Annotated in this window: 18 protein-coding genes; 6 read left to right on the top strand and 12 right to left on the bottom strand. The window is 72.0% G+C overall.

Going from position 1 to position 19,604, the window contains the following annotated elements:
* Positions 1 to 2: 2 nt before the first annotated feature.
* From ACIP89_RS06335 to ACIP89_RS06315, 5 genes are all read right to left on the bottom strand, one after another.
* On the bottom strand, positions 3 to 923 hold the full coding sequence (locus tag ACIP89_RS06335; RefSeq protein WP_402113313.1) for a carbohydrate ABC transporter permease: 921 nt from the start codon (positions 921 to 923) through the stop codon (positions 3 to 5).
* The gene (locus ACIP89_RS06330; RefSeq protein WP_073735339.1) at positions 920 to 1,849 is read right to left on the bottom strand and encodes a carbohydrate ABC transporter permease; all 930 of its coding nucleotides are present in this window, start codon (positions 1,847 to 1,849) and stop codon (positions 920 to 922) included. Before ACIP89_RS06330 ends, ACIP89_RS06335 begins: the two co-directional genes overlap by 4 nt.
* A 139-nt stretch (positions 1,850 to 1,988) precedes the next feature.
* Positions 1,989 to 3,716, bottom strand: coding sequence for an L-arabinonate dehydratase (araD, locus tag ACIP89_RS06325; protein ID WP_402113311.1), 1,728 nt, complete (start codon positions 3,714 to 3,716; stop codon positions 1,989 to 1,991).
* Positions 3,713 to 4,615, bottom strand: a complete 903-nt coding sequence (locus ACIP89_RS06320) for a dihydrodipicolinate synthase family protein (protein ID WP_401923381.1) — start codon at positions 4,613 to 4,615, stop codon at positions 3,713 to 3,715. The genes araD and ACIP89_RS06320 overlap by 4 nt, the downstream gene beginning before the upstream one ends.
* Positions 4,616 to 4,644: 29 nt before the next feature.
* Positions 4,645 to 5,301 carry a GntR family transcriptional regulator gene (locus tag ACIP89_RS06315; protein WP_024494075.1) on the bottom strand — a complete coding sequence of 219 codons (657 nt, stop codon included), beginning with the start codon at positions 5,299 to 5,301 and terminating at the stop codon, positions 4,645 to 4,647.
* A gap of 265 nt (positions 5,302 to 5,566) precedes the next feature.
* Here ACIP89_RS06315 and ACIP89_RS06310 point away from each other — a divergent pair, with 265 nt between their 5' ends.
* The gene (locus ACIP89_RS06310; protein WP_401923741.1) at positions 5,567 to 6,796 is read left to right on the top strand and encodes an MFS transporter; all 1,230 of its coding nucleotides are present in this window, start codon (positions 5,567 to 5,569) and stop codon (positions 6,794 to 6,796) included.
* Here ACIP89_RS06310 and ACIP89_RS06305 read toward each other — a convergent pair.
* Both ACIP89_RS06305 and ACIP89_RS06300 read right to left on the bottom strand, forming a co-directional pair.
* Positions 6,779 to 7,957: a hypothetical protein gene (locus tag ACIP89_RS06305; protein WP_402113309.1), complete on the bottom strand. Its 1,179-nt coding sequence runs from the start codon at positions 7,955 to 7,957 to the stop codon at positions 6,779 to 6,781. The two genes, ACIP89_RS06310 and ACIP89_RS06305, sit on opposite strands and share 18 nt — an antisense overlap.
* Positions 7,954 to 8,922, bottom strand: a complete 969-nt coding sequence (locus ACIP89_RS06300; protein ID WP_401925775.1) for a 5-dehydro-4-deoxyglucarate dehydratase — start codon at positions 8,920 to 8,922, stop codon at positions 7,954 to 7,956. The genes ACIP89_RS06305 and ACIP89_RS06300 overlap by 4 nt, the downstream gene beginning before the upstream one ends.
* A gap of 593 nt (positions 8,923 to 9,515) precedes the next feature.
* Between ACIP89_RS06300 and ACIP89_RS06295 the strand changes: the two genes are divergently transcribed.
* Together ACIP89_RS06295 and ACIP89_RS06290 are read left to right on the top strand one after the other, a co-directional pair.
* Positions 9,516 to 10,325, top strand: a complete 810-nt coding sequence (locus ACIP89_RS06295; RefSeq protein ID WP_401925773.1) for an NAD-dependent epimerase/dehydratase family protein — start codon at positions 9,516 to 9,518, stop codon at positions 10,323 to 10,325.
* A gap of 76 nt (positions 10,326 to 10,401) precedes the next feature.
* Positions 10,402 to 11,607: a TerD family protein gene (locus ACIP89_RS06290; RefSeq protein ID WP_401923371.1), complete on the top strand. Its 1,206-nt coding sequence runs from the start codon at positions 10,402 to 10,404 to the stop codon at positions 11,605 to 11,607.
* A gap of 117 nt (positions 11,608 to 11,724) precedes the next feature.
* On the opposite strand, the gene ACIP89_RS06285 is transcribed toward ACIP89_RS06290, so the two are convergent.
* From ACIP89_RS06285 to ACIP89_RS06270, 4 genes are all read right to left on the bottom strand, one after another.
* On the bottom strand, positions 11,725 to 11,955 hold the full coding sequence (locus ACIP89_RS06285) for a hypothetical protein (protein WP_037711258.1): 231 nt from the start codon (positions 11,953 to 11,955) through the stop codon (positions 11,725 to 11,727).
* Between the two features lie 319 nt (positions 11,956 to 12,274).
* Entirely contained in the window at positions 12,275 to 13,759 is a 1,485-nt protein-coding gene (locus ACIP89_RS06280) for an alkaline phosphatase PhoX (RefSeq protein WP_401925770.1), read from the bottom strand.
* Between the two features lie 155 nt (positions 13,760 to 13,914).
* Positions 13,915 to 15,408, bottom strand: coding sequence for a hypothetical protein (locus ACIP89_RS06275; protein WP_401925768.1), 1,494 nt, complete (start codon positions 15,406 to 15,408; stop codon positions 13,915 to 13,917).
* A gap of 165 nt (positions 15,409 to 15,573) precedes the next feature.
* Positions 15,574 to 16,299 carry an antibiotic biosynthesis monooxygenase gene (locus ACIP89_RS06270; protein ID WP_401925765.1) on the bottom strand — a complete coding sequence of 242 codons (726 nt, stop codon included), beginning with the start codon at positions 16,297 to 16,299 and terminating at the stop codon, positions 15,574 to 15,576.
* Positions 16,300 to 16,444: 145 nt separating this feature from the next.
* Here ACIP89_RS06270 and ACIP89_RS06265 point away from each other — a divergent pair, with 145 nt between their 5' ends.
* From ACIP89_RS06265 to ACIP89_RS06255, 3 genes are all read left to right on the top strand, one after another.
* A complete protein-coding gene (locus ACIP89_RS06265) occupies positions 16,445 to 17,563 on the top strand; it encodes a lipid II:glycine glycyltransferase FemX (RefSeq protein ID WP_401925763.1) in 1,119 nt (372 codons plus the stop codon).
* A gap of 78 nt (positions 17,564 to 17,641) precedes the next feature.
* A complete protein-coding gene (locus tag ACIP89_RS06260) occupies positions 17,642 to 18,424 on the top strand; it encodes a phosphodiesterase (protein WP_401923358.1) in 783 nt (260 codons plus the stop codon).
* 31 nt (positions 18,425 to 18,455) lie between these two features.
* Complete coding sequence (locus ACIP89_RS06255) at positions 18,456 to 18,899, top strand: GNAT family N-acetyltransferase (RefSeq protein ID WP_401925760.1); 444 nt, start codon at positions 18,456 to 18,458, stop codon at positions 18,897 to 18,899.
* Between the two features lie 18 nt (positions 18,900 to 18,917).
* On the opposite strand, the gene ACIP89_RS06250 is transcribed toward ACIP89_RS06255, so the two are convergent.
* Complete coding sequence (locus tag ACIP89_RS06250; RefSeq protein WP_401925976.1) at positions 18,918 to 19,532, bottom strand: DUF4232 domain-containing protein; 615 nt, start codon at positions 19,530 to 19,532, stop codon at positions 18,918 to 18,920.
* Positions 19,533 to 19,604 lie beyond the last annotated feature (72 nt).

Below are 19,604 nucleotides of genomic sequence, written 5' to 3'. Positions count from 1 at the left end.
CGTCAGCCCTTCACGGCGCCGGCGCTGAAGCCGGTGATCAGCCACTTCTGGATGAAGGCGAAGACGATCACCACGGGGACCGCGGCGATCACCCCGCCCGCGGCGAGCGCGCCCAGGTCGACGCTGTCCGCGCCGATGAGGGTGTTCAGGCCGACCGGGATCGTCTGCTTGTCCTGCTCGCTGAGGAACATCAGGGCGAACAGGAAGTGGTTCCAGCTGTGCACGAAGGCGAACGAGCCGACCGCGATCAGCCCCGGCCGCAGCAGCGGCAGCACCACCGCGCAGAAGGCGCGGAGGCGCGAGCAGCCGTCCACCCAGGCCGCCTCTTCCAGCGAGACGGGCACGTTCTTGATGAACCCGCTGATCAGGATGATGGAGAGCGGCAGTTGGAAGACCGTCTCCGCGATGACCACGCTGCCCAGGGAGTTGATCATCTGGAGGTTCTTGAAGATCTCGAAGAGCGGTACGAGCATCAGCGCGCCCGGGATGAACTGCGAGCAGAGCAGCGCCAGCATGAAGGCGCTCTTGATTTTGAAGTCGAACCGGGCGAGCGCGTAGCCGCCGGCCAGGGCGACGAGCGTGGTGGCGACCAGGGTGCAGACCCCGACGATCATGCTGTTCTGGAAGAAGAGGGCGAAGCTGCGCTCGTTCCAGACCTTGTCGAAGTGCTCCCCGGTCATCGGCCACGGCACCAGCGAGGTGGACCCTGCGGGGCGCACGGCGAACAGCAGCATCCAGTAGAACGGGACGAGGGTGAAGACCAGGTAGATGCCGAGCGGTACGTAGATCTGCCAGCGCGGTACCTGGTCGAAGGCGCGCTCGCGTCCGGGCCGGCGGCGCCGGTGCGCGGCGGGCGGCCGGCTGCTCGGCGCGGGCGGGTGTGCGGAGTGGGTGCCGTTCTTCTCGGCCAGTGCGGCAGTCACTTGTGGTCGCCTCCGAACTTGCTCAGGCGCAGATAGACGATCGAGCAGAAGAGGAGGATCACGAACGCGACGGTGGTGAGCGCGGAGGCGTAGCCGAAGTCATGGCCCTCGATGCCGGTGTTGGCGACGTAGAGCGGCAGCGTGGTGGTCTCGCCCGCGGGTCCGCCTCCGGTGAGGGTGTAGAGCAGGTCGACGTTGTTGAACTCCCAGACGCCGCGCAGCAGGGTGGCGAGGATGATCGCGTCCCGCAGGTGCGGCAGGGTGATGTGGAAGAACTGGCGCAGCCGCCCCGCGCCGTCGACGGACGCCGCCTCGTACAGCTCTTTGGAGACGGACTGGAGGTCGGCGAGGATGAGGATGGCGAAGAAGGGGACCCCGCGCCAGAGTTCGGCGACGGTCGCGGCCCAGAAGACGGTGCCGGTGTCGGAGAGCACGGAGGTGCCGTAGTCCCCGATGCCGGCGTCCGCGAGGTAGCGGCTGAAGCCGGTCGAGGAGTTGTAGAGCAGGATCCAGATGGTGCTGGTCAGCACGCCGGAGACGGCCCAGGGCGAGAAGACCATGGCGCGGGAGATGCCCCGGCCGATGAAGCTCTGGTTCACGATCAGGGCGAGGGCGAGCCCGAGGGTGAGCTGGAGCGCGACCTGGGTGACCACCCATTGGGCGCTGAAGCCCAGCGTGGTCCAGAACTGGTCGTCTTCGGTGAAGATCCGGGTGAAGTTGTCGAGGCCCGCGAAGCCGTTCCGCCACGGCTTGGTGACGTTGTAGTTCTGGAGGCTGTAGTAGAAGACGCTGATCACCGGGTAGGCGATGAAGCCGAGCATCAGCAGCCCCGCCGGGGCGATCAGCAGATACGGCAGTCGGCGGGGGCTCGCGGAGCGGCGCCTGGGCACCTTGGGCGGTGTGGCCACAGCGGCGGCTTGGGCCATGACACGTCTCCGTTCTCTGGAGGTACTGGGGGTGCTGGAGTGGTGCGTGCGGTGCGGTGATGCGTGTACTGCGCAAGCGCTTGCCGCATGGTGTTCGACCTGCCGAACAAGGCGGTGCGCGGAATTCCGGTGGGGCCGTTCAGCCGGCGTACGGGTCGGGCACTTCTCCCGGCCGGGCCAGGAAGGCGAAGTCGCAGCCGGTGTCGGCCTGGGTGATCTGGTCCTGGTAGAGCGCCGCGTAGCCGCGCTCGTACCGGTTGGCCGGCGGCGTCCACTGGGCCCTGCGACGGGACAGCTCCTCCTCGCTCACGTCGAGATGGAGCAGCCGCGCCTCGACGTCCAGGGTGATCGGGTCGCCGGTGCGGACGAGAGCGAGGGGACCGCCGACATAGGACTCGGGCGCGATGTGCAGCACGCAGGCCCCGTAACTGGTGCCGCTCATCCGGGCGTCGGAGAGCCGCACCATGTCCCGTACGCCCTGCTTCAGCAGGTAGTCGGGGATCGGCAGCATGCCGTACTCGGGCATCCCGGGGCCGCCCTTGGGTCCGGCGTTGCGGAGCACCAGCACATGGTCCGGAGTGAGGGCCAGGGCCGGGTCGTTGATGGTGCGCTGCATCTCCTTGTAGTCGTCGAAGACGACGGCGGGACCGGTGTGGCGCAGCAGACGGGGCTCGGCGGCGATGTGCTTGATGACCGCGCCGTCCGGGCAGAGGTTGCCGCGCAGCACCGCCACGCCGCCCTCGTCCGCGAGCGGGTTGTCACGCTCCCGGATGACATCGCTGTTGTGCACGAGCGCGCCGTCGAGCTGGGCGCGCAGGGTGTCGTGCGTGACCGTGGGCCGGTCCAGGTGGAGTACGTCGGTGAGCCGGGCCAGGAAGCCGGGCAGCCCGCCCGCGAAGTGGAAGTCCTCCATGAGGTACTTCCCGCCGGGCCGCAGATTGGCCAGCACCGGGACGGTACGGGCGACGCGGTCGAAGTCGTCCAGGGTGAGCTTGACGCCGGAGCGGCCCGCCATCGCGATGAGATGGATGACGGCGTTGGTGGAGCCGCCGAGCGCGAGGACGGTGGCGACGGCGTCCCGGTACGCGTCCGCCGTCAGGATGTCGGACAACGTGCGCTGCCGCCACACCAGTTCGACGATCGCGAGCCCCGAGCGCGCGGCCATCCGGTCGTGGCCGGAGTCGACGGCCGGGATGGAGGAGGCGCCCGGGACGGTGACGCCGAGCGCCTCCGCGGCGGCGGTCAGGGTGGAGGCGGTGCCCATGGTCATGCAGTGCCCCGGCGAGCGGGCGAGCCCGTTCTCCAGTTCGGCCATCTCGCAGTCGCCGATGAGTCCGGCCCGCTTGTCGTCCCAGTACTTCCACATGTCGGTGCCGGAGCCGAGGACCTCGTCGCGCCAGTGCCCCGGCAGCATCGGCCCGGCCGGCACGAACACGGCCGGCAGGTCCACCGACGCGGCGCCCATCAGCAGCGCGGGCGTCGACTTGTCGCAGCCGCCCAGCAGCACCGCACCGTCGACGGGGTAGGAGCGCAGCAGCTCCTCCGTCTCCATCGCCAGCATGTTGCGGTAGAGCATCGGGGTCGGCTTCTGGAACGTCTCCGAGAGGGTGGAGACCGGGAATTCGAGCGGGAAGCCGCCCGCCTGCCAGACGCCCCGCTTGACGGCCTGGGCGCGTTCGCCCAGATGGACGTGGCAGGGGTTGATGTCGGACCAGGTGTTGAGGATCGCCACGACCGGCTTGCCGAGGTGCTCCTCCGGAAGGTAGCCGAGCTGGCGGGTGCGGGCGCGGTGGCTGAAGGAGCGCAGCCCGTCGGTGCCGTACCACTGGTGGCTGCGCAGCTCCTCCGGGGCGATGCGGCCGGTCATATCGACCACCCCGCGACCTGGTCCGCGACCTCGGCGCGCCGCTCCTCCGGCAGCACCCGGCTGGGCGGGCGGACGTCGCGGCCGCAGAGCCCGAGCGAGGCCAGGGCCTCCTTGACGACGGTCACGTTGTTGGCGGACTGCCCCTCGGCGCGCAGCTCCTCGAAGCGGCGGATCCGCTCCCAGACCTTCATGGCGGCCGGGTGGTCGCCGGCCCGCAGCGCCTCCAGCATGGCCAGCGAGACACCCGGGGCGACGTTGACGAGCCCCGAGGTGAACCCGGTGGCGCCCGCGGAGAAGTAGGAGGGGGCGTACAGCTCGGCGAGACCGGCGATCCAGACGAACCGTTCCAGGCCCGCGTCCCGGGCGAAGGCGGCGAAGCGGGCGGCGTCCGGGACGGCGTACTTGACGCCGATGACGTTGGGGCAGTGGTCCGCGAGCGTGGCGAGGCGTTCCCCGTCCAGCTGCGGATTGCGGATGTAGGGCACCACGCCGAGTCCGGGAACGGCCTCCGCGATGGCCCGGTGGTAGTCGATCCAGCCGTCCTGCGAGACGTACGGGTGGACGGGCTGGTGCACCATCACCATCTCGGCGCCGGCGTCCCTGGCGTGCTCGGCCGCGGCGACGGCCGTCGGCACGTCGTGGCCGACGCCGGCCAGGACCGTGGCGCGGCCGCCCGCCTCCTCGATGGTCAGCTCGGTGACGGAGCGCCGCTCGTCGGGGGTGAGGGCGTAGAACTCGCCGGTGTTGCCGTTCGGGGTGAGGACGCGCACGCCGCCGTCGAGCAGCCTTCGCAGCAGGGCGCGGTGCGCCGCCGTGTCGATGGTGCCGTCCGCGGCGAACGGGGTCACCGGGATCGCCACGACGTCCGCGAGAGCCGTCTTCAGCGGTGTGAGGTCCATGCGGACTGGCCTTTCTTCGGTGTGCTGGTTCACGCCGCGCCGCCCCCGTCTTCGTCGTCGGGGAACGCGCGGCGGACGAACGACGCGATGTGGTCGTGCAGGGCGCCGGCCGCCGCGTCCGCGTCGTCGGCCAGCGCGAGCCGCAGGATCTCCCGGTGCTCGGCCGCCTCCCGCTCCCAGGACGGGATGGTCGCCCAGGCCACGGTCGACACGAGGGCCGCCTGATCGCGGACCTCGTCGAGCATCCGCGACAGCAGCGGGTTGCCGCAGGGCAGGTAGAGCGCCCGGTGGAAGTCCCGGTTGGCGAGCGACCTGTCCGCCTTGTCGCCGGCCGAGTCGGCTCGCTCCAGGGCCTCCTGGGCCGCGTCGAGCGAGGCCTTGCGGGTGATGGAGCGGCGCAGCGCCTCCGGTTCGAGCAGCAGCCGCACGTCGTACACCTCCCTGGCCATGGTCGCGTCGACCAGGCGCACGGTCACACCCTTGTACTGGCTCATGACGACCAGTCCGGTACCGGCCAGGGTCTTGAGCGCCTCGCGGACGGGGGTCTTGGAGACCCCGAACTGCGCGGCCAGCTCGGTCTCCACGAGCGCCTGCCCTGGTCTCAGCTGCGCCGTGAGGATCGCGTGCTTGATCGCCTCCAGCACGTACTGGGTGCGGGACGGAATCGGGGTGGGCGCAAAGGTCATGGGTGAAGAGCTCTCACATCTCGCGTATCGCGTCTCATATATGACGTACGAAGTACGACGCGATGAAGCTAGAGGCGCCGGGAATGTTTCGTCAACGCTTCCGGCAGAAGAACTTCGCCGGACTACGGCGCGCGCCCTACACCGGTCCCGGCGGCGGGCCGCCCCGCCGGGCGGTCTACAGCATCCTCCCGATGCCCCGGACCGGCCTCAGCCGCCAGCCTGACCGCACAACACACGCGCAGGTCAGGGAGGTTCGGTGGGCACGATGACGGGTTCCGCGGCGGGACGGGTACTGGGCGACCGGACGGCGGGGCTGTTCCTGGCGGCGGTCGTCGTCTCCGGATTCGGCAGCTCCGCGATGTCGCTCGCGGCCGGGGTGTGGGTCAAGTCGCTGACGGGCTCGGACAGTCTGGCCGCGCTCGCCCTGTTCACCGTCTGGCTGCCGGTGCTGTTCGGCCCGGTCCTGGGCGCGGTGGCCGACCGGCTTCCCAGAAAGCCGCTGCTGGTCTGGTCGAACCTCGTCATGGCCCTGTTGCTGACCACGCTGGCCGCGGTGGACTCGGCGGGGCGGCTCTGGATCCTGTTCATGGCGCTCATGGCCTACGGGGCGAGCTCCGTGCTGATGGACTCGGCGGAGTCGGCACTGGTCGCGGGGGCCGTGGGCGCCCGGCTGCTGGGCGACTTCAACGGGCTGCGGATGATGGCGAACGAGGGCATGAAGCTGGTGGCCCCGCTCACCGGAGCGGCGCTCTTCACCCGGTTCGGCGGCGTCTCCGTGGCCCTGCTGGACGCGGCCTCCTTCGCGCTGGCCGCCGGACTCTACGGACTGCTGCCGGTGCGCGGAGCGGCCCCGGTGGCGGTCGGGGACGGCGCGGGCGGCTGGACCGCGGGGGTGCGGCAGGTGTGGGGTTCGCCGGTGCTGCGGCCGCTGGTGTTCGCCGGATCGGTCACGATGCTGTGCGCCGGGCTCAACGGGGCGACGCTGTACGCCGCCGTGGACCGGCTCGGCCACTCCCCCGCGTACGCGGGTGTGCTCTCCGCGGTGCAGGGCGTCGGTTCCGTCGCGGTCGGGCTGCTGGCCGGGCCGCTGCTGCGGCGGCTGCCGGAACGGGTGTTCACCGCTGCGGGCATCGCCCTGTTCGGGGTGGCGGTGGGGCTGCGCGCGGTGCCGTACGACGCGGTGGCGCTGCCGGCGTGCGGGCTCATCGGGGCCGGGCTGCCCTGTGTGCTGATCGCCGCGATGACGGCGGTGCAGCGGGAGACGCCGGACGCGCTGCTGGGCCGCACGGCGGCGACCGCCGGCACGCTGATGTTCGCGCCCAACGCGGTGGCGCTGGCGCTGGGCGCGGGGCTCGTCGCGGTGGTGGACGTGCGGGTGCTGCTGCCGCTGGTGGGCGCGGTGGCGCTGGCGGCCGCGGTGGTCCTGGTCACGGGCCGACGGGGGCGGCCGGCCGGGGCCCCCGCCGGCCCGCTCCCGTCATCGGCCGAGGCGTGAGAGCGCTCCGGCGACGGCTTCCAGGTCCGGGTCGGAGGCCAGCCCCGCGTGGTACAGCCGCAGTTGGTTCGCCCCGAGCGAGAGCGCGTGCCGCGTGTCGCGCTCCAGGGTGTCCGGGCTGCCGCCCATCCCCCGCACCACGGTGAGGTTGGCCGCGAGGACACCCGCCCGTCCGCCGAACGGGCCCAGCACCGCCTCGCGCGCCGCGTCGTCCCCGGTGCACGGCAGCACCACACCGTCCGCCACCGACAGGATGTGCTCCGGGTCCACACCCACGTTCGCACCCGAGCGGTACGGCGCGGGGTCCGCGTGCAGCAGGACCTGGAAGCCGGGTGGCGCCGCCGCCCGTACCGCGCCGACCACCGACTCCTGGAGGCCGCGGGCCACCTCGGTGCGCCACCGGAGGCCGGCCGCCGCGAGGTCCGCGCCGAGGAGCTTCTCGACGCCGGACCAGCCGGATTCCGGGGAGCCCGCACCGGACCAGGCCGGCTCAAGCGCCCGGCGTACCGCCCGGCCCAGTTCGTCGGCGTCCAGCCCCTGGCCCGCGTACCCGGTCCGGCAGTCGGGGCAGAAGCAGAGCGACATCAGGTACTGCGCCGCGTCGCCGAGGCCGACGCCCGCGATCTTGTCGTGGGCGTGCAGATGCGCGAAGCCGTACCAGCCGCAGGACTCCAGCTCGGTGCCGTGCGTACCGCCGCGCACCGCGGCCTCCGCCGCCAGCTCCACCAGGTAGTCGCGGACGGCCTGCTGCGCGATGCACGGGGCCCACGGGTAGCGGTCGCCGTAGGCGTTGACCACGCAGGTGTCCGGGTGCTCCGCGCCCAGCCGGGAGTTGTGCGCCAGCACCACCCAGCTGTGCACCTGGAGCCCCGCGCCGGCCAGCGCCTCCGCGGCCTCGGCGTAGGGATCGTCGGAGGCCGTCCAGGACTGGGTGCGGGGCCGCAGCCGACGCCCCTGCCACCGTCCGGGCTCCGGCGGGTAGAGCACCGCCGCGTGCTCGGCCGTGACGATGCGGTGGCCGGGGTGGCGCGGGGTCAGCGCCCGGGTGGAGTGGTAGGCGGCGGCGAGCGTCACCTGCTGGACACCGAGGTCCGCGACACGGCCGGCCGCGTCCGGGTCCCCGACGATGTCCCAGGGGTACAGGAAGGCGGAGGTCCTCACCCGCGCTCCCCGGTGCCGTCGGCGGCGCTCCGCTCCAGCAGCGCACGGCCGTTCGCGATGATCGCGGTCAGCTCCTCGATGTGCGCGGCCGGCGGCTCGGTGAGCGGGCTGCGCACCTGCCCGACGTCCAGGCCCTGGAGCCGGACTGCCGCCTTGACCAGCGAGACGGCGTAGCCGCGCCCCTTGGACCGCAGTTCGACCAGCGGCCGGTAGAAGTGGTCGAGCAGCGCGTTGACGAGTCCGTCGTCGCCCGCTTCGAGGGCCCGGTAGAAGGCCAGGGCGATATCGGGTGCGAAGGCGAAGACCGCGGAGGAGTAGAGCGTGACGCCGATGCCCCGGTAGGCGAGACCGGTGAGCTCGGCGGTGGGCAGCCCGTTGAAGTACAGGAAGTCCCGGCCGGGCAGGCCGGTGCGGACGGCGCTGACGATGCGCTGCATCAGGTCGAGGTCGCCGTAGCCGTCCTTGAGGCCGATGACGCCCGGTGTCTGCGCCAGGGCGAGCACGGTCTGCGGGGTGAAGACGGCGTTGTCGCGCTGGTAGACGATCGTCTCCAGGCCGGTGGCGGCCGCGAGCGCCGTGTAGTGGGCCAGCAGCCCCTCCTGGTCGGCCACGACGAGGTACGGCGGCATGGCGAGGAGCCCGTCCGCGCCCGCCTCCTCCGCGAGCTTCGCGAACTGGACCGCGAGCGCGGTGCCGTATCCGGCGCCCGCCACGACGGGCACCCGGCCGGCCGTCTCCTTGACGGCCGCGGCGACGACGAGGTGGAACTCCTCGGGTGTCAGGGCGTGGAACTCACCGGTCCCGCAGCAGGCGAAGACGGCGGCCGCACCGGCGTCGATCCCCTTGCGCACATGGGCGCGGAACACATCGAGGTCTACGGAACCGTCGGGTCCGTAAGGGGTGACGGGGAAGAAGAGCGGCCCGGCGACAGCAGTGAGTCGGGCGGCAAGAGGGGCTGAGGTCACGGGCGCTCCCTGAGCAGGTTCAGGCGTGCACAATTCTGATCGGCGTCCATATTCATGAACGTCTCTACGCTAAGGCAGCGGCTCGGCACGGGTCAAGATGAGTTGCGGGTGCTCCGGCGTTGCGGGTGCGCCTGCCCTGGTGGGTGGGGGGTGGTGCCCCTCCGGGGCGTCTCCTCGGAAATGGCGTGTTCACCCCGGACCGCGAGGGACCCAGGTCGTACGCCATTCCCTGCGGGGCCCCCTGCACGTCCCCACCCCAGCATCACTCGCGCCTGCACACCGGCCCGACGACTGCCGCAGACGCGCGACGGCCGGGTTCGGGGGCGTGCAGGGGCGTCCCCGCAGGACGACGAACACAGACCCGGGTGCTCATTGCGTACCCCCCGCACGTTCGTCGTCCGAGGAGACGCCCCGGAGGGACCCCGAACCCCACCCACCGGGAAGGGTGCACCCCGCACAACGCGGAGCGCCCGCACCAAGGACCCGGACACCCCTTGACGCACCCCCACCCCGCTCCATAACTTGTCCACGGATGTGAACCCAGCACAAGAACCCGGCGAGCGAAGCCGCCCCCGTACCGAGGAGATCCGCGTATGCCCGCTCCCCGCACCGTCCTGCTCACCGGCGCCGCCGGTGGACTCGGCACCCTGATGCGCGGACTGCTGCCCGCCCACGGCTACCGGCTCCGCCTCCTCGACATGGTCCCCATCGAGGGCGAGCCGGACGCCATCACCGCCGACCTGGGCGACACGGAGGCGCTGCGCGAGGCGGTGCGGGGCGTCGACGCGATCATCCACCTCGCGGGCATCTCGCTGGAAGCCTCGTTCGACAAGATTCTGCGGGCGAACATCGAAGGCACCTACAACCTCTACGAGGCCGCGCTCGCGGAGGGCGTGCGGCGGGTCGTCTTCGCCTCCTCCAACCACGCCGTCGGATTCACCCCCCGCCCGCTCCCCGGCGACCCGCTGATCCCGATCGGGACCCCGCGCCGCCCGGACACGTTCTACGGACTCTCCAAGTCCTTCGGCGAGGATCTCGCCCAGCTCTACTGGGACCGGCACGGACTGGAGACCGTCTCCGTGCGCATCGGCTCCTGCTTCCCGGAGCCGACCTCCGTACGGATGCTCTCGGTGTGGATGAGCCCCGCTGACGGCGCCCGGCTCTTCGACGCCGCGCTCACCGCGCAGAACGTCGGGCACACCGTCATCCACGGCTCGTCCGACAACACCCGGCTCTGGTGGGACCTCACCTCGGCGCGTTCGCTCGGCTACGAGCCGAAGGACGACTCGGAGCCGTACGCGGCGAAGCTCATCGCCGAGCAGGGCGAGCTCGACCCGGACAACCCGGACCACGCCCACCTCGGCGGCCACTTCTGCACCAACCCGCCGATCTGGCCGCACTGAGCGCGACCGGCACCGCACGGGCGAAGCCGCCCAAAGGTAAGGGAACGGCAAAGCCGGGTCATTCGTTACCTCGTGCATGACCGCTATGACACCTGGCTCGAACATCCCTCTCTCCGCCCCCCGCGTGGCGGTGGACGTCGCCGCTCCGGTGCGGCTCGACGTATCGGGCCTGCTGCTCACCGCCGACGGCAAGGTGCGCTCCGACGACGACTTCATCTTCTACAACCAGCCCACGGGCCCCGGTGTGGCCTACCGCTCCGGCGGCGGCACCGCGCCCGACGCGATCACGGTCGACACCGCCGCCGTGCCGTCCGGGATCGAGAAGATCGTCATCACCGCGAGCCCGGACGGGGCGGGCCAGACCTTCCAGGGCATCGAGCCCACCGCCACCGTGCGCAACGCGGACGACGGCAGCGTGCTCGCCACCTTCACCCCGCCCCGGCTGGGCGCGGAGACCGCGCTCGTGGTCATCGAGGTCTACCGGCGGGGCGGCGCCTGGAAGGCCCGCGCGGTCGGTCAGGGCTATGCCGACGGGCTGGCGGGCATCGCCACCGACTTCGGCGTCTCCGTCGAGGACGAGCCCGCCGCCGCGCCCGCACCTGTGGCGCCCCCGGTGCCCGCCGCCGCCCCGGTGGACCCGAGGCTGGCCGCCCCGCCGGTGCCCGCCGCCCCGCCCGCCGCACCTCCGGCGCCCCCGGCAACCGGCCGGATCAACCTGGACAAGGGCCGGGTCAGCCTGCAGAAGAACCAGACGGTGTCGCTGGTCAAGGGCGGCAAGCCGCTGCTCTCGCAGGTCAAGATGGGCCTCGGCTGGGAGCCCGCGTTCCGGGGCAAGGACATCGACCTGGACGCGTCGGTGATCGCCTACGGGCCGGACCGCAATCACCTGGACAGCTGCTACTTCGGCAAGCTCTCCATCCTGAACGGCGCCATCAAGCACTCGGGCGACAACCTCACGGGCGAGGGCGCCGGGGACGACGAGGTGATCGTCGTCGATCTGGGCCGGATCCCGGCGGAGGCCACCGGCCTGGTCTTCACGGTCAACTCGTTCACCGGCCAGAAGTTCACCGAAGTGGCCAAGGCCTACTGCCGGCTGATCGACGCGGCCACGGGCGACGAGCTCGTCCGCTTCGACCTGACGAGCGCGGAGGCGCAGACCGGCGTGATCATGGCCAAGCTGATCAGGCAGTTCTCCGGGGAGTGGGAGATGACCGCGGTGGGCGACTTCGTGAAGTCGCGCACCGTCCGGGGCATGGTCAAGCCCGGCGCCCAGTCGCTCTAGGCATCCGAGGGGTGGAACGGCTTCAGGGGCACCCGGCTGGTGCGGGTGCCCCTGAAGGCCGTGCGTGAGAGAAAGGCGGAGGAGTACGGCGGACGCGGCGCGTGCTCGTCGTTTCTCTCAGAGCTTGGTCAGCTTGGAGTACGGGCTCAGGATCCTCCCCTGTCGCCCCGAGAAGTCGATGAGCACTGCGTCGTTGTCGCCCTCGACCGCAAGGACTCGGCCGAGTCCGAACTGGTCGTGCGACACCCTGTCGCCCACATCGAACAATTCGACCGGTGGGGCCGCCTGGGCCGGGCGGTTGAAGGGACTGGAAGGCAGGTGACGCCGGGATCCGGCTGACTGTTTCATTACCTTGAGTATGCGCCCTGGAAACGCCGGACGCCATGCCCGACCGCTCCTGGGGCCCCACTGATGCCGGATTCGTAATCAGCGATTCCGCGCCCGGCAGGCCTCCTGTCCCGCTCCCGGCAAGGGCGCCGCGCCGAAGCGCGCCCCGGCGCGACCCCCGGGGATGTGGCGCTTATCCCTTTCCGACATGGGGTGCCGGCGCCGGTCCGCCGGCCGCGAGGCCCGCACGCATCCCGCCGCCCCGCCCGGCCGGTGCCACGCCGCGATGTCCCCCTCTCGGAGGACACCGGCACGGCCCGGCCCAAATCGCTCGTAAGAGTTACCGTCGCTCTCGCGGCTGACGCTTCCACGGGCCGGTGATGGCCACCATGATCCCGGGCGTCTGGATGTTGGCGAACAGCGTCTTCCCGTCGGGCGAGAAGGTGACGCCGGTGAACTCGCTGTACTCCGGGTCCTCGTCGGTCCCGGCGTTCAGCTCGTTGCGCGCGATGGGGTAGGTGCGGCCGCTCTCGGTGGCCCCGAAGAGGTGCTGCACGCCCTCGCCGTCCTCGGCGATCACCAAGCCGCCGTAGGGCGAGACGGTGATGTTGTCCGGGCCGTCGAAGGCACCGTCCTTCGAGGGGTCGGCGTTGACGCCGAGCAGCACCTTCAGCGTCAGCGTGCGGCGCTTCGGGTCGTAGAACCAGACCTGGCCGTCGTGCTGGACCGGGCTCTCGTCACGGGCGAACGAGGAGACGATGTAGGTGCCGCCGTCGCCCCACCACATGCCTTCGAGCTTGCGGGCACGGGTGACGGCCCGGTCGCCGAACTGCTTGCGCACCGAGACGGTCCTCGCGTCGCGGTCGGGGACGTCGACCCAGTCCACGCCGTACACGGTGCCGATCTCCGTGGCGCGCGAGAGGTCGTCCACGAACCTGCCGCCTCGGTCGAAGCACCTGGTGGCCTGGAGGACACCGGCGTCGGCGGCCAGCGTGCGCAGCTTGCCCCGGCCGTGCCTGAAGCCGTGCGGCGGGACCCAGCGGTAGAGCAGTCCGTTGGGACCGGACGCGTCCTCGGTCAGGTAGGCGTGGCCCTGCTTGGGGTCGATGACGACGGCCTCGTGGGCGTACCGGCCGAACGCCTTGACGGGGCGGGGGTCGCGGTTGGCGCGCTTGTCGTACGGGTCGACCTCGAAGACGTAGCCGTGGTCCTTGAGCAGCCCCTTCGTCCCGGCCTTGTCCTCGGTCTCCTCGCAGGTGAGCCAGGTGCCCCACGGGGTGGCGCCACCGGCGCAGTTGGTGGAGGTGCCGGCGATGCCGACCCACTCGGCGGTGCGGCCGTCGCGGCGGGTCTCCACGACGGTGCAGCCGCCGCCCGCGACCGCGTCGTAGACGAGACCGTCGGTGAGCGGGACCGGGTGCTCCCAGTCGGTGCGGACGCCGGCCAGCTCGTGGTTGTTCACCAGCAGGGTGACGCCGCGCGCACCTTCGAAGGCGGCCGTGCCGTCGTGGTTGGAGGGGGTGTACTCACCGGTCTCCAGCTTGGTGACGCCGCTGTGGGTGATGACCTTGTACGAGAATCCGGCGGGCAGCGCGAGTATGCCCTTCGGGTCGGGGACCAGCGCCCCGTAGCCGGGCCCGTGGTCGTGCCCATGGCCGTGTCCGTCGTGGTCGTGACCGTGGCCGTGGTCGTCGTGGCCGTGCTTCGAGTCCTCGGCGGCGAGGGCACCGGGCGCGGTGGCCAGCGCGGCTACGGTTCCGGTGAGGGCGACGCCGGCACCGGTGAGGGCGGACTGTCTGGTGAATTCCCTGCGCGTGAAGGCCATCACGTACTCCTGGTGCGGCTGGGGACGGTAGTGGGCGGGATCACCGTCCCGCCCCTTCGCCAACACCAGTTGAACTGCGAACGGCTTCCAGGGAATGCTTTCCGTGAACTTCCCCGGTGGCGGGGCCGTCCGCCCCGCCACCCACCGTCTCCCGCTCAGTTGCCGGAACCGCTCCGGGACCGGGCCTTGAAAGCGGCCTTGCGGGCGTCCTTCGCCAGCTTCTTGTCGCCGTGCAGCCGGCCCATCGCCTCAAGGACGTCCGCCGTGGCCGGGTGATCCACCCGCCACACCTCGTCGAAGAAGCCGCTGTGCTGGCCGGAGAGTCCCTCGACCAGGCCCTGGAGCTCGTCGAGATCGCCGTCCGCCTCCAGCTGCGCCGCGATCGTGTCGACGGCGAGCCAGAAGATCATCGACTCCGGCGGCGCGGGCACGTCGGCGGCGCCCAGCTCCGCGAGCCAGACCCGGGCGAGACCCCCCAGCTCCCCGTCGTCGAGCACGGCGCGCACGGCGGGCTCCGCCTCCGCGCCGACCAGGGCGAGCGCCTGCTGGCAGTGCAGCCGGCGCAGCGGTGCCTGCGGGTCCTCGCCGCGTGCGGCGTCCAGGAGTTCGGCGGCGGCCCCGCCCGCGCCGCGCCGGCCGAGCCAGAGCTGGACCTCGGCGCGGGCCGCGTCCTCCGGGTAGTACGCGATGCCGCCAAGGAGCGCGTCGGCGTCCTTGTCGAGGAGATCCCCGATGGCCGGGGCCTCCACGCCCGCGTCCAGCATCCTGGCCCGGATGCCGTACAGGCCGAGGGGGGTCAGCTTCACCATCCCGTACCGGGTGACGTCGTCGTCGTCGGCGGGCGGGGTGGCGTCCTCACCCTCCTCGGCCAGCAGCGCCTCGTCCACCGGCTGGTACTCGACGATGCCGATGGGCTCCAGCACCCGGAACTGGTCGTCGAGACGCATCATCGCGTCCGACACCTGCTCCAGGATGTCGTCGGTGGGCTCGCCCATGTCGTCGGGCACGATCATCGACGCGGCGAGCGCGGGCAGGGGTACCGGCGCGTCGCCCGCGGCGCTGTCGGAGACGGTGAGCAGGTAGAGGTTGCCGAGGACTCCGTCGAGGAATTCGGCCTCGGTCTCCGGGTCCCAGTCCAGGGCGTCGAAGTCGATGGAGCCGTCCTCGCCGACGAGGTCCGCGAAGTCGTCGAAGAAGGGGGCGGTGGCATCGGCGTGCGCGGCCTCCAGGCCGTCGAGCCAGATCGCCAGTACGTCCTGCGGTGATCCGCCGGTCAGCAGCGCGAGGTTCTCGCCCGCGGTGACGGTGCCCTCCGCCTCGGAACCCTCCTCGCCGGAGCCGTCCTCCAGCGCCGGGGCCGCACCGGGCTCCGGGTCCTCGACCTCGACGAGCCCGGTGTCGACCGCGAGCCGCCAGGCCTCGCTGGCCTCCGCCGCACCGTCCTCGTCCGCGCTGAGGCCGAGGTGTTCGGCCGCCGCGGGCAGCTGCGCTTCGACGAGCTCGCCGCCGGCGCCCACCCTGGTGCCGGGCCCGGCCCAGCGGGCGAGCCGGACGGCGCGGGCGAGCAGCGGCGCGGCAAGCGCGTCCCGTGCCAGCTCGGCCTCGGTGTGCAGCCGTACCGGCGGCAGGGTGGGGCGCTCTGCGGACATCAGGGGGTTCTCCTAGGAACAGTTCGGGTCGTCCGCGCCGCCGGGCGCGTACGGGGACAGGCGGCCCAAGCGTAGACGCATTTCGTGCCCCGCCGCCCGGTACCCGGACAGGTCCGCCGCCGCCCTCCCGCGCAGCACCCGCAACCGGCGTGCGCGCCCGCGTGGTTACCGCGCCGGGACGGCCGGCCGCAGACTGAGCGCGGGGGTGTAGCGGTGTACGCCGCCACCGGTCACGCCGGGGTAGGCCCGCACCCGCTCCCACTGCGGTGTCCGTGAACCGACCCCTTCCCCGGAGGCGGCCAGCGCGTCGATGTGGGCCTGCGCGCTGACCCATTCCGCGTAGTTGAGCACCCGGGTTCCGTCGGTGCTCACGTGGAAGTGTCCGGCGATACCGCCGGGCGCGGGCGCGGGGTCCGTGCCGAGCGCCTCGAACACGCTGTCCACCCAGTCGCGTTGGCGGGCCCCGTCCGCTCCTTCGAACTCGACGTCGACGGTCACCACGCACCCCGGCTCCCGTGCCTCGGACCCCTCGGACGCCTCGGACGACGAGGAGCGGTACAGCTCGTAGGTGTGCAGTCCGAGCCGCTCGATGCCCGGCACGGCCGCGTCGATGTCGGCGTTGCGCGCGTCCCGGCCGGTCCGGACGAAGGCCTGGTAGCTCTCCTCGTCCGACCACTGCGAGTAGTGGAGGAGCGTCCTGCCGTCCTCCCCCGCGCCGACCGAGTAGGAGAGCAGCCCGGGATGCGGCCACTCCCGGCTCGCCCAGGCCTCCCGGATGGCCTCGACGGCCTGCCGCTGCCGCTCCGGTGTGCCGACGTCCCAGGTGCTCGCCTTGACGATCCCCGCGTCCGCTCGGGTGAAATCGGGCCGGGTCACGAACTCCACGCTCACGGCTGCTCCCCTCGTGGGCGCTCCCCTGTGGCTCGCCCGTGACAGCCACTCTGTTACGTCAAGTGCGCTTGAGGTCAACTACGGCCCGCGCTGTCGTCGTTAGGCTGACGAATCGGACAGAACCGGACAACGAACGGAGTACCGCATGTCGCTGCGGGTCGAGGACATCACGCGCGAACAGCATCTGGCGTTCGTCGCGGCACGGGGTTCCGCGAGCCATATGCAGGTCCCGTCGTGGGGCGAGGTGAAGCCGGACTGGCGCGCGGAGAGTATCGGCTGGCTCGACGCCGGGAAGCTGGTCGGCGCCGCACTGGTCCTCTACCGGCCGATCCCCCGGGTGAAGCGGTACCTGGCCTATCTGCCGGAGGGACCGGTCATCCCGTGGCACGAGGACGATCTGCGCCCCTGGCTGGATCCGCTGGTGGCGCACGTCAAGGCGCGCGGCGCGTTCACGGTACGGATGGGCCCGCCGGTGATCGCCCGCCGCTGGGAGGCGCGGACCGTCAAGGACGCCATCCCCGATCCGGCCGCGCGCAGGCTGCGCGACGTCGAGCCGGACGTGTGCGAGCCGGGAGCCGCCGAGCTGGTGGACCGGCTGCGCCGGCTGGGCTGGCAGCGGGGCGAGGACGGGGAATCGGACGGCTTCAGCGCCGGGCAGCCCCGGTACGTCTTCCAGGTGCCGTTCGCCGGACGGTCGCTGGAGGAGGTACGCGACGGGCTGAACCAGCAGTGGCGGCGCAACATCAAGAAGGCGGAGAAGGCGGGCGTCAAGGTGGTCGAGGGCGACCACGACGACCTTCCGGCCTTCTACGGGCTGTACCGCGAGACGGCCGAGCGCGACCGTTTCGTCCCCCGGCCGCTCGACTACTTCCAGCGCATGTGGACCGCGCTGCGCGCCGAGGACCCCGAGCGGATGCGGCTGTACCTCGCGCACCACGACGGGGAGGTCCTCTCCGCGGCGACGATGCTGACGGTCGGGACGCACGTCTGGTACTCGTACGGCGCCTCCACCGGCCGCCGGCGCGAGGTGCAGCCCAACAACGCGATCCAGTGGCGGATGATGAGCGACGCGCACGAGCGGGGCGCGACCGTCTACGACCTGCGCGGCATCACCGACACCCTCGACGAGAGCAACCACCTGCTGGGCCTGCTGCGCTTCAAGGCGGGCACCGGCGGCCGGGCGGCCGAGTACGTCGGTGAGTGGGACTACCCGGTCAACAGGCTGCTGCACAAGGCGTTCAGCCTGTACATGGCCAGGCGTTAGCCCTGTCCCGCGGGAGGGGCGGGCGCGAGGGCGCCGAAGACCCTGTGACGGGCGCCCGGTACGGGGCAGGCTGTCGGGATGACCGTCTCCGTGGCCCACCTCAGCGATCCGCATCTCACCACCGGCGCCCTCGCCGCCGAACCCGCGGCCGGCCTCGACCGTGCGCTGCGCCGGGTGCTCGCCCTCGACCCGCGGCCCGCCTGTGTGGTGATCACCGGCGACCTGACGGACCGGGGCACGCCCGAGGAGTACGCGCTGCTGCGCGAGGTGATCGGCCGCTTCCCGCTGCCGCTGCACCTGGTGACGGGCAATCACGACGATCCGGCGGCGCTGCTGGGCGCCTTCGGCGGGACGGACTTCCTGGGCGGGGGCGAGGAGACGCACTACGCCGTGGAACACCCGGAGGTCACGGTGGCCGTGCTGGACTCACGGGTGGCCGGGTCTCCCGGGGGGCTGCTGGGGGACGAGCAGCTGGCGTGGCTGGACGGTGCGCTGTCCCGCAGGCCGGGTGTGCCGGCGTTCGTGTGCCTGCACCATCCGCCGGTACCGGTGGGCATCCCGTTCCTGGACCGGATGCGGCTGTCGGACGGCGACGCGCTGGCCGAGGTGGTCGCCGCGCACCCCGGAGTCGTACGCGTGCTGGCCGGCCATGTCCACCGCCCCGTCACCGTCGCCTTCGCGGGCGGCGTGCTGGCCGTGGCGCCCAGCACCTACCGGCAGAGCGGCCTGGCGTTGCGTGACGCCGTCCCCGGCTATCTGCCCGAGCCGACGTCGTTCCTGCTGCATCTGCTCGCCGGCGACGCGTGGGTGACCCACACCGTGCCGGTCAGTCATGCGGCCGGGGTGCTGTCCGGATACTGACGCTCCGGGCCACCGTGCCAGAATCCGCGGTGTGAACCTGCGTACCGCCACCCGCCAGGACCTGCCCGCCGTACTCGCCCTGCTCGCCGAAGAGGACGAGGTCGTCGACCCGGCGTCGATCGTCGTGGATGAGGCCTACGAGAAGGCGTTCGCCGATATCGCGGGCGATCCGCGCAACGAGATCCTGGTGCTGGTGGACGGCGACGCGGTGGTCGGCTGCCTCCAGGCGACCTATATCCCGGGGCTCGGCAGACACGGTGCCGAGCGGGCGCTGATCGAGGCCGTGCGGATCAGGCCGGACCGGCGGGGCGGCGGGCTGGGGCGGGAGCTGATGGAGCGGACCGTCGAGCGGGCCGTGCGGCGGGGTTGCGCGCTGGTCCAGCTGACCAGCGGCAGGCACCGGACGGATGCGCACCGGTTCTATTCCTCGCTGGGCTTCGCCGCGAGCCACGAGGGCTTCAAGCTCGTCCTCTGAACGGCCCCGCCCCGGCGGTCACCCGGACGCCGAGGTGCGCCAGCCCGTCATGTTGAACTCGTCGAGCATCCTTACGTCGCCCTCCAGCGGGAAGGTGCGCGCCTCCAGACCCGGCGCCGGGGCGATCTCCAGCGCGTCGCCCTCGATCAGGTCGCCGCCGGTCGGGGTGGAGACCCAGGCCAGGAGCGACCGCATGGTCTTCCCGGGGGCCAGCATGACCTCTTCGGGGCCCTTGTCCCGGCCCATGTAGGACGAGCCCGGGTTCACCTTCACCGGCAGCGCGTCGCCGTTCTCGTCGAGGGCCTGGACCGAGGGGTAGCCGTCGACCCGGACGGGCTTGCCGCCGCAGTTGGTGAGGGTCAGCCCGACGGCCCGGTGCATCATCGCCGCCTCCACGGGACCCATGTCCACGACGAGACCGGAGTCCGGACAGCCGCCGGTGGCGGAGGGTGCGGGGCTCGGGCGGACGGGTTCCCCCGGGAGCTCGGCGGGCGGCGACGCGATGTCCAGCGGGGACGGCGGGCTCACGTGCACCCCCGTGGATGCCGTGCGCGACGGGCTCGGGGCCGGCTCGCCCTCCCCCGCCGGCACGAGGAATCCCGCGCACCCGGACAGGGTGAGTGTTCCGGCCATGATCAGGGCCGCGGCGACAGCTCCGCGTATCCCTGTCCCCGTCAGTCCCCGCACGCCCATGTTCCCGCCCCC

The organism is Streptomyces sp. NPDC088730, assembly GCF_044751215.1.
GTDB lineage: Bacteria > Actinomycetota > Actinomycetes > Streptomycetales > Streptomycetaceae > Streptomyces.
This window is presented reverse-complemented; position numbering and strand designations above follow the sequence as displayed.

Bases quoted from the DNA above. Each gene is read 5' to 3' on its own strand.
- ACIP89_RS06330 (WP_073735339.1), bottom strand. From the start codon at position 1,849: ATGGCCCAAGCCGCCGCTGTGGCCACACCGCCCAAGGTGCCCAGGCGC.
- araD (WP_402113311.1), bottom strand. From the start codon at position 3,716: ATGACCGGCCGCATCGCCCCGGAGGAGCTGCGCAGCCACCAGTGGTAC.
- ACIP89_RS06320 (WP_401923381.1), bottom strand. From the start codon at position 4,615: ATGGACCTCACACCGCTGAAGACGGCTCTCGCGGACGTCGTGGCGATC.
- ACIP89_RS06315 (WP_024494075.1), bottom strand. From the start codon at position 5,301: ATGACCTTTGCGCCCACCCCGATTCCGTCCCGCACCCAGTACGTGCTG.
- ACIP89_RS06310 (WP_401923741.1), top strand. From the start codon at position 5,567: ATGACGGGTTCCGCGGCGGGACGGGTACTGGGCGACCGGACGGCGGGG.
- ACIP89_RS06295 (WP_401925773.1), top strand. From the start codon at position 9,516: ATGCCCGCTCCCCGCACCGTCCTGCTCACCGGCGCCGCCGGTGGACTC.
- ACIP89_RS06290 (WP_401923371.1), top strand. From the start codon at position 10,402: ATGACCGCTATGACACCTGGCTCGAACATCCCTCTCTCCGCCCCCCGC.
- ACIP89_RS06285 (WP_037711258.1), bottom strand. From the start codon at position 11,955: ATGAAACAGTCAGCCGGATCCCGGCGTCACCTGCCTTCCAGTCCCTTC.
- ACIP89_RS06280 (WP_401925770.1), bottom strand. From the start codon at position 13,759: ATGGCCTTCACGCGCAGGGAATTCACCAGACAGTCCGCCCTCACCGGT.
- ACIP89_RS06275 (WP_401925768.1), bottom strand. From the start codon at position 15,408: ATGTCCGCAGAGCGCCCCACCCTGCCGCCGGTACGGCTGCACACCGAG.
- ACIP89_RS06265 (WP_401925763.1), top strand. From the start codon at position 16,445: ATGTCGCTGCGGGTCGAGGACATCACGCGCGAACAGCATCTGGCGTTC.
- ACIP89_RS06260 (WP_401923358.1), top strand. From the start codon at position 17,642: ATGACCGTCTCCGTGGCCCACCTCAGCGATCCGCATCTCACCACCGGC.
- ACIP89_RS06250 (WP_401925976.1), bottom strand. From the start codon at position 19,532: ATGGCCGGAACACTCACCCTGTCCGGGTGCGCGGGATTCCTCGTGCCG.